At 70.0% G+C, this 12,010-nt stretch carries 9 protein-coding genes; 4 read left to right on the forward strand and 5 right to left on the reverse strand.

All coding sequences use genetic code 11. The annotated features are described in order from the left end of the window. Nucleotides 1-40: 40 nt before the first annotated feature. The 3 genes from VGZ32_RS26475 to hutU all read right to left on the reverse strand — a co-directional run bounded on the left by VGZ32_RS26475 (nt 41) and on the right by hutU (nt 4,542). Nucleotides 41-1,480 (reverse strand): formimidoylglutamate deiminase, encoded by a 1,440-nt coding sequence (locus VGZ32_RS26475; protein ID WP_326888933.1) that lies wholly within the window; start codon nt 1,478-1,480, stop codon nt 41-43. Continuing rightward, complete coding sequence (locus VGZ32_RS26480) at nt 1,480-2,772, reverse strand: allantoate amidohydrolase (protein WP_326888934.1); 1,293 nt, start codon at nt 2,770-2,772, stop codon at nt 1,480-1,482. Before VGZ32_RS26480 ends, VGZ32_RS26475 begins: the two co-directional genes overlap by 1 nt. 72 nt (nt 2,773-2,844) lie before the next feature. After that, on the reverse strand, nt 2,845-4,542 hold the full coding sequence (gene hutU, locus VGZ32_RS26485; RefSeq protein WP_326888935.1) for a urocanate hydratase: 1,698 nt from the start codon (nt 4,540-4,542) through the stop codon (nt 2,845-2,847). Nucleotides 4,543-4,677: 135 nt separating this feature from the next. Here hutU and hutH point away from each other — a divergent pair, with 135 nt between their 5' ends. From hutH to VGZ32_RS26505, 4 genes are all read left to right on the forward strand, one after another. Then, on the forward strand, nt 4,678-6,222 hold the full coding sequence (gene hutH / locus VGZ32_RS26490; protein ID WP_326888936.1) for a histidine ammonia-lyase: 1,545 nt from the start codon (nt 4,678-4,680) through the stop codon (nt 6,220-6,222). A 63-nt stretch (nt 6,223-6,285) separates the two neighbouring features. After that, nucleotides 6,286-7,170, forward strand: a complete 885-nt coding sequence (locus VGZ32_RS26495; RefSeq protein WP_326888937.1) for a MurR/RpiR family transcriptional regulator — start codon at nt 6,286-6,288, stop codon at nt 7,168-7,170. Between the two features lie 226 nt (nt 7,171-7,396). Beyond that, nucleotides 7,397-9,586: a (Fe-S)-binding protein gene (locus VGZ32_RS26500; RefSeq protein WP_326888938.1), complete on the forward strand. Its 2,190-nt coding sequence runs from the start codon at nt 7,397-7,399 to the stop codon at nt 9,584-9,586. A 126-nt stretch (nt 9,587-9,712) separates the two neighbouring features. Continuing rightward, nucleotides 9,713-10,360 (forward strand): hypothetical protein, encoded by a 648-nt coding sequence (locus VGZ32_RS26505; protein ID WP_326888939.1) that lies wholly within the window; start codon nt 9,713-9,715, stop codon nt 10,358-10,360. A 10-nt stretch (nt 10,361-10,370) separates the two neighbouring features. Here VGZ32_RS26505 and VGZ32_RS26510 read toward each other — a convergent pair whose 3' ends face one another. Continuing rightward, a complete protein-coding gene (locus VGZ32_RS26510) occupies nt 10,371-11,189 on the reverse strand; it encodes a hypothetical protein (RefSeq protein ID WP_326888940.1) in 819 nt (272 codons plus the stop codon). Between the two features lie 110 nt (nt 11,190-11,299). Continuing rightward, nucleotides 11,300-11,878, reverse strand: coding sequence for a dCTP deaminase (gene dcd / locus VGZ32_RS26515; protein ID WP_326888941.1), 579 nt, complete (start codon nt 11,876-11,878; stop codon nt 11,300-11,302). Between the last annotated feature and the right edge of the window lie 132 nt (nt 11,879-12,010).

The following is a 12,010-nucleotide window of genomic DNA, read 5'->3' on the forward strand; positions in this document are numbered from 1 at the left end:
TGTGACTAATTCGCCGATCTCTGTTACAAGCAGGGCTCTGCTAGCCATGTGCGCGCCCGTCATACGGGCTCTTCGTCAGCGAACGGCGGTAGACCGCGCGGATCGCGTCGCCGAGCCGCCGCGGAGCGTTGTCCACAAGCATGTGGACACCGTCGCGCACGACGATCCGCCCGCCCACCACGACATGCCGGACGTCCGCCGCCGTGGCCGCGTAAACCACCGATTCGGCCGCGACGTCCGGGGTCGTGCCGGTCAGCCGGATCGAGTCGAGGCCGACGGTGACGAAGTCCGCCAGCCCTCCGGCGTGCAGCCGCCCGCCGTCCGCCCAGCCCAGCGACTCGTGCCCGGCCTGCGTCGCCGCCTCGATCAAGTCCGCGGACGGCCAGTGCCCGCGCCGCTCGGTGCGCAGCCGCTCGTCCAGCTCCATCGCCCGCGCCTCCTCGAACAGGTCGATGACGGCGTGGCTGTCCGAGCCGAGCGCGATCGGCGCCCCGGCCTCGAACAGGGTGCGCGCCGCGCCGATGCCGTCGGCCAGATCCCGTTCCGTGGTGGGGCACATGCAGACACAGGTCTCTGAATCGCCGAGCAGTTCCACGTCGGCCTGGGAGAGATGCGTCGCGTGCACGGCCGTGGTGCCGGGCCCGAGCGCGCCGCAGGTGTCGAGCAGTTGCGCGGGCGTAAGGCGGTAGCGGGCCAGGCAGTCGTCGTTCTCCTTGCGCTGCTCGGAGAGATGAACGTGCAGCGGTGCCCCGAACCTCGCCGCCGTCGCGGCCACCGTGCCGAGCTGATCCTTAGGCACCGCGCGCACGGAGTGGATCGCGGTGCCGACGATGACGTCCGACGCGTCGAGGTACGCCCCGCGCAGATCTTCGACGCGCGAAGCCCACGTGTCCGCGTCGCCGTCGGAGAAGCGGCGCTGCGTCGGATTGAGCGCGGAGCCGATGCCGCCGGTCAGATAACAGGTGTCGAGCAAAGTGATCCGGAGCCCGGCGGCGCGCGCGGCCTCGATCAGCGCGTGCCCCATCGCGTTCGGGTCGGGATACCACTTGCCGCCCTTGTCGTGGTGGGCGTAGTGGAACTCGCCGACCGCGGTGATCCCGGCGAGCGCCATCTCGGCGAACACCCCGGTCGCCAGTTCCAGATAGGTCTCCGGATCGAGGCCCGCGACCGCCTCGTACATCTGCTCGCGCCAGGTCCAGAAGGTGCCCTCGCCCGCCTGGGTGCGGCCGCGCAGCGCGCGATGGAAGGCGTGCGAGTGGGCGTTGGCCAGTCCCGGCAGGGTGAGGCCGGGCAGCCGCACCGCGTCGGGCGGCGGAGTGGTCGCCGGGGTCACGGCGGTGATCCGGTCTCCGGCCGTCTCGATGAGGACGTTCGTCTCCACCATGCCGCCCACGTAAGCGGCCTCGGCGTACCACTGCTGCTTGTCGGCGCCGCCCCCGCGCGAACCCCCGCCGGTCGCGGCGCTCCCGTGTTCAGTCATCAGGATCCGGACTCTCCTCCCGCGAGATCGGCCACGACGTCGGCGAGCGCGAGGACGCCCGCGTGGCAGTCCGCTGTCTCCGCGTGCTCCGCGGGCGTGTGCGACCGGCCGCTCGGATTGCGCACGAACAGCATCGCGGTCGGGACCGCGGCGGCCAGGATCCCCGCGTCGTGTCCCGCGCCGGTGGGCAGGACTGGCACCGCGCCGAACTCGAGCGCGAGCGCCTTCGACACGCGGTCGCGCAACGCGTGGTCGAACTCGACGACCGGGGTGAGGGACTCGTTTTCGAGCGCGACCGCTGTTCCGTCCCGTCCCGCGCGTTCCACCGCGGCCGCGTGGACCTCCCGGATCACCGCGTCGAGCGCGGCCTCGTCCGGCGCCCGGGCGTCGAGCCACGCCTGCACGCGCGACGGGATCGCGTTGGTGCCGTTGGGTTCCACGCGCAGCCTGCCGAAGGTGGCCAGCGCCCCGCCGAGCCGCGCCTTCTTCCGCGCGGACAGGACGGTGTGCGCGTACGTCAGCATCGGGTCGCGGCGTTCGTCGAGGGCGGTAGTCCCGGCGTGGTTCGCCTCGCCGGTGAAGTCGAAGCGCCAGCGGCCGTGCGGCCAGATCGCCGACGCCACCCCGACCGGGGCGTCGCGGTCGGCCAGCGCCCGGCCCTGCTCGATGTGCAGCTCGACGAAGGCGGCGATGTCCCTTAGGCGTGTGGGGTCCGGGCCGAGCGCATCCGGATCCTGACCGGCCCGCTCCATCGCGGCGGCAAGGCGTATCCCGTCGGTGTCGCACAGCCCGCGTGCCTTATCGGCGTCGAGAAGACCGGACAGCAGCCGCGATCCGGCACAGGCGACGCCGAAGCGTGCGCCCTCCTCGTCGGCGAAATTGGCGATCAGCACCGGCCGCGCCGGACGCCAGCCGCGCGAGCGCAGCAGATCCACGGCGGCGAGCGAGGAGATGACGCCGAGCGGTCCGTCGAAGGCACCGCCGTCCGGCACGGAGTCCAGGTGCGAGCCGATCGCCAGCGCGCCGGACCCGCCGTTGGTCGCTGTATTAGCAGTGCCGTGCTTAACAGTGCTGGGCGCGTCGGGCTCCCAGCGCGCCCACTGGTTCCCGTTGCGGTCGGTCTCCACGGCCAGGCCGCGCTCGGCGGCCTGCGCGGCGAACCATTCCCGGCACGCCAGATCGGCCGCGTTCCAGGCGAACCTGCGATAGCCGCCGCTGTCCGCGTCGCGCCCGATCGCGAGCAGCGACGACCACAGCCCGGCGAATCCGGTCGCCTCCGCGACCTCGCTCATCACGGCTCCCGCGGCGCACTCTGGTCGGACACATTCTTTTCAGGCGACACGTTCTTGTCGGACACGTTCCATTCAGACACCGGGCCGTCCCTCCTCCATCGGGATGCGGACACCGCGCTGCTCGGCGACCTCGGCCGCCCGTTCGTATCCGGCGTCCACGTGCCGGATCACACCCATGCCGGGATCGTTGGTCAGCACCCGTTCCAGCTTCCGCGCGGCCAGCGGCGAGCCGTCGGCCACCGACACCTGCCCGGCGTGGATCGACCGGCCCATGCCGACGCCGCCGCCATGATGGATGGATACCCACGACGCGCCGGACGCCACATTCACCATCGCGTTGAGCAGCGGCCAGTCGGCGATCGCGTCCGAGCCGTCGAGCATCGCCTCGGTCTCCCGGTACGGCGACGCCACCGAGCCGCAGTCCAGGTGGTCGCGGCCGATCACGATCGGCGCCTGGACCTCACCCGACGCGACCAGCTCGTTAAAGCGCAGCCCGGCCCGATCCCGCTCGCCGTAGCCCAGCCAGCAGATCCGCGCCGGCAACCCCTGGTAGTGCACTCGCTCGCCGGCCAGCCGGATCCACCGGGCCAGCGGCTCGTTCTCGGGGAAGAGGTCGAGCACCGCGCGGTCCGTCACCGCGATGTCCTTCGGGTCGCCGGACAGCGCCGCCCACCGGAACGGGCCCTTGCCCTCACAGAACAGCGGCCTGATGTACTTCGGCACGAACCCGGCGAAGTCGAACGCGCGGGCGTACCCGGCCAGCTTCGCCTCGCCGCGGATCGAGTTGCCGTAGTCGAAGACCTCCGCCCCGGCGTCCTGGAAGCCGACCATCGCCTCGACGTGCTTCGCCATCGACTCGCGGGCCCGCGCCGTGAACTCTTCCGGCTTCGCCGCGGCCAGGGTCTTCATGTCCTCGAACGCGACGCCGAGCGGCAGATACGACAGTGGGTCGTGCGCCGAGGTCTGGTCGGTGACGATGTCGATCGGCGCGTTTCGTGCAAGCAGCTCTGGGACCAGTTCCGCGGCGTTGCCGAGCACGCCGATGGAGAGCGGGCGGCGCGCGTCGCGGGCCTCGATCGCGAGCCGCAGCGCGTCGTCCAGCGAGTCGGCACGCACGTCGAGGTACCGGTGCTCGATCCGGCGGGTGATCGCGCGCGGGTCGCAGTCGATGCAGATCGCGACGCCGTCGTTCATCGTCACCGCGAGCGGCTGCGCGCCGCCCATACCGCCGAGCCCGGCGGTCAGCGTGATCGTCCCGGCCAGCGAGCCGCCGACCGCGTCCGCGTCGGCGGAGCCCTTTGAGCACAGTTTGGCGGCGACGGCTGCGAACGTCTCGTAGGTGCCCTGCAGGATGCCCTGCGTGCCGATGTAGATCCACGAGCCCGCGGTCATCTGGCCGTACATGATCAGGCCGAGCGCGTCGAGCCGGCGGAACTCGTCCCAGTTCGCCCAGTCGCCGACCAGGTTGGAGTTGGCCAGCAGCACCCGGGGCGCCCACTCGTGCGTGCGCATGACCCCGACCGGCTTTCCGGACTGCACCAGCATCGTCTCGTCCTCGCGCAGCGTGGTCAGCGTGCGCAGCAGCGCGTCGAAAGAGGCCCAGTTGCGCGCCGCTTTACCCGTGCCCCCGTAGACGACCAGCTCCTGCGGGTGCTCGGCGACCTCGGGATCCAGATTGTTCTGAAGCATCCGGTAGGCCGCCTCCTGCTGCCATCCAGGCGTGTTCAGGCTGGTGCCCCGCGGGGCGCGCACCGTACGCGGACCGGTCATGCCGAGCTCGCTCTCTCATCGGGTGTCGCTGTCGAGGGTCGTGCCCGCCGCCGAGGGCTCCGAACCCCGAGGTATGTTATGCAGGTATTCACAGGTGCGGTCAACCGCATGAGATTATTCAGCGCGAGGGGTGTCATGACAGCGACGATCCAGATCGGCCCCGACCTGACCTTCGCCGACGTGGTGGCGGTGGCCCGCGACGGCGCGCGGGTCGAGCTGACCGAGGCCGCGTTGACGGCCCTCGCCGCGGGCCGGGCCACGGTGGACAAGCTCGCCGCCGCGCCGACGCCCGCCTATGGGATCTCCACTGGCTTCGGCGCGCTGGCGACCCGGCACATCGATCCCGATCTGCGCGCCGCCCTGCAGCGCTCGCTCATCCGGTCGCACGCCGCGGGCATGGGCGACCTGGTCGAGACCGAGGTCGTGCGCGCGCTGATGCTGATGCGGCTCAAGACCCTCGCTACCGGCCACACCGGCGTGCGCCCGGTCGTCGCCGAGACCATGGCCGCGCTGCTGAACAACCGCATCACCCCCGCGGTGCGCGAGTTCGGCTCGCTCGGCTGTTCGGGTGACCTCGCCCCGCTCGCGCACGTCGCGCTGGTCCTCATGGGTGAGGGCGAGGTGGTCGGCGAAGACGGAAAGGCCGTTCCCGCCGAACCGGTCCTGACTGCTCACGGCGTCGCGGCGATCGTGCTTGAGCCCAAGGAGGGGCTCGCGCTGATCAACGGCACCGACGGCATGCTCGGCATGCTGATCCTCGCCCTGCGCGACTTCGAGCAACTGCTCAAGCTTGCCGACCTCACCGCCGCCATGAGCGTCGAGGCGCTGCTCGGCACCGACCGCGTGTTCCGCCCCGAGCTGCACGCGATAAGGCCGCACCCCGGCCAGGCAGCGTCGGCTGCCAATCTTCTGCGACTCCTCAGCGACTCCGGCGTCGTCGCCTCACACCGCGGCCCGGACTGTAACCGCGTGCAGGATGCGTACTCCCTGCGCTGCGCGCCTCAGGTTGCGGGCGCGGCGCGCGACACGCTCGCCCACGCCGCCGCCGTCGCCGAGCGCGAACTCGCCTCGATCATCGACAACCCGGTCGTCCTGCTCGACGAGGACAGGGTCGAGTCCAACGGAAACTTTCATGGCGCCCCGGTCGCCTTCGTGCTCGACTTCCTGGCCGTCGCCGTCGCCGAGGTCGGCTCGATCGCCGAGCGGCGCACCGACCGGATGCTCGACGTGGCCCGCTCGCACGGCCTGCCGCCGTTCCTGGCCCACGATCCGGGCGTGGACTCCGGTCTGATGATCGCTCAGTACACCCAGGCCGCCCTGGTCTCCGAGAACAAGCGCCTGGCCGTCCCGGCGAGCGTGGACTCGATCCCCAGCTCGGCCATGCAGGAGGACCACGTCTCGATGGGCTGGTCCGCCGCCCGCAAGCTGCGCACCGCGCTCGACAACCTCACCCGCGTCCTCACGGTCGAGCTGGTGACCGCGGCCCGCGCGCTCGACCTGCGCGCTCCGCTCCAGCCGGCACCGGGCACGGCCGCGGCCGTCGCGGTGCTGCGTGCGCGTGGCGTCGGCGGCCCGGGACCCGACCGCTACCTCTCCCTTGAGCTGCGCGCGGCGGAGGAAGCGGTGCGCGACGGCTCCGTCATGGCGGCCGTCGAAAAGACTGTCGGCGCTCTGCGATAGCAATAGACATTCAGCCGGCGCTCCTCACGACGCCGGCCGGGGTGAAGGCGAGGCGATGACGCCGTGACTACCGGGACCTCCGGCTCACCCGGGGTGCTCGATCTTCCGGTCGGCTCCACCGAGCGGCTGCTCGCGCTGCTCGACGGCCGCCGGCTCTCGCCCGCCCAGCGGCGCATCGGCCAGTTCCTGATCGACCACCTCGGCGAGGTCGTCTTCATGTCCAGCGTCGACCTGGCCGAGCGGGTCGGGGTGAGCCAGCCCTCGGTGACCCGCTTCGCCGCCGCGCTCGGCTTCTCCGGCTATCCCGCGCTGCGCGACGCGCTCAAGGGCATCGTGCTCGGCACGGTCGGGGATTCGCCGGAGGAGGCGCGGCGCAACGAGTTCCAGGCGGCGATCGCCGCGGAGCAGGCCAACCTCGAGGTGCTGCACCGGCTGGTCGCGACGCCCGACCGGCTCATCGAGGCGGGCCGGGTGCTCGCCGAGTGCGACCCGCTGGTCGTCCTCGGCCTACGACTCTCGCTGCCTGTGGCGCAGTACTTCACGTACAGCGCCCAGCGGGTCCACCCCGATGTGCGCCTTATCTCGTTGGCCGGATCGTCAGCCTCGGATGCGCTCCTTCAGGCACATCAGGCCGGCGCGAGCTGGATTGTGGCATTTCTCATGCCGCGCTATGCCGAAGAGGCCCTCGACGTCCTCGACTACGCGCGTGAGCTGGGCATGAAGGTCGCGCTGATCACGGACAACCCGCTCGTGCCGTTCGCCACCGCCGCCGACATCATGCTGCCCGCGGGCGTCGGCTCGCGCCTGGTCTTCGACTCGCACGCGGCGCCGATGGTCCTGGCATCGCTGCTGGTCCAGGCGATAGCCGACGCCGCGCCGGAACGCGCGCAGGCGCGGCTCGAGGCATACGAAGCGCTCAGCGAGGCGCGCGACTACTACCGCTCCTAAAGCGCCGCTCAGTGTGCCTTCCGCATCGTAGGTGCGCAAGGCACGTGGCCGACGCGGTAGATCTTCGTCTCGCAGCATAAGTTACTCGCGAGTAGAGTATCGCCGATCCCGACGTCGACCGGCAACGGCGGTGAACGGCCATCAGGTCCCGTCGGCCCAACGCCGGTCCGTCGCGGACCAACGCTGCTCCGTCCTCCTGCACGCACCGAAGGAGCCAGACCAGACCATGCAGATCGCAGCGATCATCATTTCGCTCGGCATCGCCGCGGTGGGCCTGGCGCTGTTCGCGCGGGTCCTGACCCGCATGTACGGGCTGTTCGCCTCAGGACAGCCGGCCCCCGGCCGTACCGGCGATCCCATAGGCCGCACCAAGAACCTGGTGCGCGAGTTCCTCGGTCACACCCGGCTGGCCCGCAAGGGCAAGCGGTGGATCGGCGCCGCGCACTGGACCGTGATGGTCTCCTTCGGGCTGCTCTTCTTCACCCTCATCACCGCCTTCGGCCAGTTGTTCGACGTGACGTTCCAGCTGCCGCTGATCGGCCGCTGGTGGCCGTTCGAGTTCGTCACCGAGCTGTTCAGCTTCGTCGGCCTGATCGGCATCCTCTATCTGATGGGCGTGCGGCTCGCCAACCGGCCTCGCCGCAAAGAGCGCAAGTCCCGCTTCTACGGCTCGGTGATGTGGCAGGCCTACTATGTCGAGTACACGATCCTCGGCGTGCTCGTCTGCATCCTGACGCTTCGCGGCCTGGAGAACGTGCTCGAGGCGGGCGGCCGCTTCTCGGCGCACTTCGCCTTCTCCTATCCCGTCTCGCGCCTGTTCACCGGGATGTCCGAGACCACCCTGAAGAACCTCGTCTGGGCCTTCGCCACCGTGAAGATCGTGATCTCCTTCGCCTGGATGATCACCATCTCGCTCAACGCCAACATGGGTGTGGCCTGGCACCGCTTCCTGGCCTTCGTCAACATCTGGTTCAAGAAGAAGGACGACGGCGGCACCGCGCTCGGCGCGCTGAACCCCATGCTGTCCAAGGGCGAGTTGATCGACTTCGAGGACCCGAAGGAGGACGACGTCTTCGGCGTCGGCAAGGTCGAGGACTTCACCTGGAAGGGCCTGCTGGACTTCTCCACCTGCACCGAGTGCGGCCGGTGTCAGGAGCAGTGCCCCGCGTGGAATACCGGCAAGCCGCTGTCGCCCAAGCTGGTGATGCTCTCCCTACGCGACCACAGCCATGCGAAGGCGCCTTACCTTCTCGCGGGCGGTGGTAAGGACGTCGAGGGCAACGAGAAGGCGACCGAGCTGCAACTTGCCAGCGTCCCGGCGGCGGCTCTCGCCGAGGCCGAGCGTCCGCTGGTCGGCTCGCCGGAGGACAACGCGATCATCGCCGCCGAAGCCCTGTGGTCCTGCACCACCTGCGGCGCGTGCGTCGAGCAGTGCCCCGTCGACATCGAGCACGTAGACCACATCGTCGACATGCGCCGGTACCAGGTGATGATCGAGTCCTCGTTCCCGTCCGAGGCGGGCACGATGCTCAAGAACCTGGAGAACAAGGGCAACCCGTGGGGCATGGCGGCCAAGGCCCGGCGCGAGTGGACCAAGGAGGTCGACTTCGAGGTTCCGATCCTCGGCGACACGCTCGAGGACCTTTCCGACATCGAGTACCTGTACTGGGTCGGCTGCGCAGGCGCCCTGGAGGATCGGGCGAAGAAGACCACGAAGGCGTTCGCCGAGTTGCTGCACATAGCCGGGGTCAAGTTCGCGGTCCTCGGCGACGGCGAGACCTGCACCGGCGATCCGGCGCGCCGCATGGGCAACGAGTTCCTGTTCCAGATGCTGGCCGCGCAGAACGTCGAGGTGCTCAACGAGGCGTTCGGCACGACCTCGCGACCGAAGAAGATCGTCGCCACCTGCCCTCACTGCTTCAACTCGCTCGCCAACGAGTACCCGCAGCTCGGCGGTAAGTTCGAGGTCGTCCACCACACGCAGTTACTGGACCGGCTTGTCGAAGAGGGCAAGCTCACGCCGGTCGTCTCCGTCGACCAGAACATCACCTACCACGACCCCTGCTACCTCGGCCGGCACAACAAGGTCTACACCCCGCCGCGCGAGATCATCGCGAAGGTCCCGGGCCTGCGCAGCACCGAGATGCACCGCTGCAAGGAGCGCGGCTTCTGCTGCGGCGCGGGCGGCGCGCGGATGTGGATGGAGGAGCGGATCGGCAAGCGCATCAACACCGAGCGGGTCGACGAGGCGCTGTCCACCAACCCCGACGTCATCTCCACCGCCTGCCCGTATTGCCTGGTGATGCTGGGCGACTCGATCACCGCGCGCAAACAGGCCGGCGATGTGCCCGAGTCCATGGAAGTGGTGGACGTCTCACAGCTGCTGCTGCGCTCGGTGAAACAGCCGCTCGCGTAGACGTTCGAACTCTGACGCCTGATTCGCCCGACCGACGGATCTGCCCGGGGGTCGGCCAACACGCCGTGCCGGAACCGCTAGGCTCCATCCCCGAAACACCCGGTGCGGCGTGTGGAGGTTGGTGGCATGGCGGTCGAAGCGGATGCGCCCGAGTCCGGGGCGCCCGACGAGGCCGACCGCACGTCCGGGGTGAGGCTCTGGTTCCGTGCGCTGTGGCGCTCGCTGATCGCCATCGTCGCGACGCTCGCGGTTCTGGCGGTGCTCGGATTCGGCGCCGACGTCGTGCTGCACCGCGTGACGCACGCCAGCCACAGCAGTTCGACCTACACGGGGGTCTCAGCGGTCGAGATCCTGCTCGACGGCGACGGCTCCGTCTCCCTCACCGGGCTGCCGAGGAGCGGGAACGGGGCGGCGGGCGCGCAGCCGGTGAGCCTGGTCGAGACCGACACCTCGACGATGTTCGACCACCCGCAGCGCACCATCGACCGAATAGGCGGCACGCTCTACATCGCCGTGCAATGCCCTGATTCGCTCTGCTCGGCGGATCTGGGGGTGACCGTCCCGGCGGCGACGCCGGTCACCTTGCGCGTCGGCAATGCCCTTCGCCTCGACCGAGCGAACGTCACAGTCAGCGGGATGTCGGGCCCGATCGAGCTGACCGCGTGGCCCGCAAAGGTCACCATCACGGACTCCACCTCGACGATCGTCGGCGAGGTCGCCGGTTCCATCCGCTGCGCGGCCCCGTCGATCTGCATCGTCCAGCTGATCGGCTAGCCATTAGTCATCAGCCATCTGCCACCGGAAATCCCTCGCCGTCAAGCACCACGCCACCGATCACCTCCGCCAGAAGCGTGGCCGCCTGCCGCAACCGCTCGACCACCTTCGCGGTGTCCCCGGCGGTCGGCTGGGGCAACGCGGAGAAGCGGTACAGGCTGTGCGGCCAGCCGTCGCTCGCACGCGCTCGCAGCGCATAGGGCAGGAACTCGTCATCGGCGAACGGACGAACCCTGATCTCCAGCAGTCCCGGCCGGTCAAGGCAATAGTCGTTCGGCGCCACGGAGCCGTTGCGAGCCAGGTCCGGAATCGCCAGCCCAACCACCGTGCGCAAGACCTGCCACGGCAGCGCGTCGTGGCCATAAACGCAGTAGACCGTGTCCTCGGGCTCGACCGCGTACGGCGGGCACCCCGGCAGCCGGGCCGCGCCGTCGAGCTGCCGCGCCAGCCCGGTGACTAGCGACCACGCGAGAGCTTCCGCGCCAACGGGAATGTCCCGCACGTACTTCCGCCGTAACGCCTCGCCTGCGCGTCCGTCCGGGATCCGCACCCGCCTCCGCGCGGCCTGCGCGGCATAGGCGGTCGACCAGCCACCGGGTAGCTCGGCCTCGGCGGTCAGGCTGGGTTCGAGCCGGAGCGGCCCGTGCCAGCGCACCCCGTCTGCGACGTGCATGACCCCGTCGTCATCGCGGGTCGGCTGCGGGTTCCAGGTGCGCACCAGCGCCTCGATCGGGCCGGCGCTGTGCGGTCCGGCCAGCAGGAGCACCGGGTTGTCGCGCAGCAGGCGGGCGATCGGGCCGGCGACACGGGTCGTCAGGCTCCAGCGCATACCTCACTGTCGCAGCGCGGACCGTGCGGACGTGGGAGTACGGCCGCCGTATTCACCCGTTTCACCCAGCTTTTGCGCTACCAGAGCTACACACGGCTGCCCCGCGGCGCTCAACTCACATGCGTCCGGTGAAAATTCAGGTACGACTTCGACGGCGTCGGCCCCCGCTGCCCCTGGTACCGCGACCCGTAGATCGCCGACCCGTACGGATGCTCCGCCGGCGACGAGAGCCGGAACATGCACAGCTGGCCGATCTTCATCCCCGGCCACAGCTTGATCGGGAGTGTCGCGACGTTCGACAGCTCAAGCGTCACGTGCCCGGAGAACCCCGGGTCGATGAACCCGGCGGTCGAGTGCGTCAGCAGGCCGAGCCGCCCCAGGCTCGACTTCCCCTCCAGCCGCGAGGCCACATCGTCCGGCAGGGTGATCACCTCGTAGGTGGACCCCAGCACGAACTCGCCCGGGTGCAGGATGAACGGCTCGTCTCCGTCCGGCTCCACCAGCCTGGTCAGGTCGGGCTGCTCCTGCGCCGGGTCGATATGCGGGTACCGGTGGTTCTCGAACACCCGGAAGTACCGGTCCAGCCGCACGTCGATCGAGGACGGCTGCACCATCTCGTCGTCGAACGGCTCGACCCGCACCCGCCCGGACCCGATCTCCGCGCGCAGATCCTTGTCTGACAGCAACACGCCCTCGACGGTACCGCACCCCGCGCCACACCCCCTGCCGCCAGTCGACCCCGCCCAATCCGCGCCACCCCCACCCTTCCCATCTGGTAGCCTGACATCCGGTCCGAATCCACCCCCATATCGGGGTACCGG

It is taken from the genome of Actinocrinis sp., assembly GCF_035938995.1.
Lineage (GTDB): Bacteria > Actinomycetota > Actinomycetes > Streptomycetales > Catenulisporaceae > DASZGI01.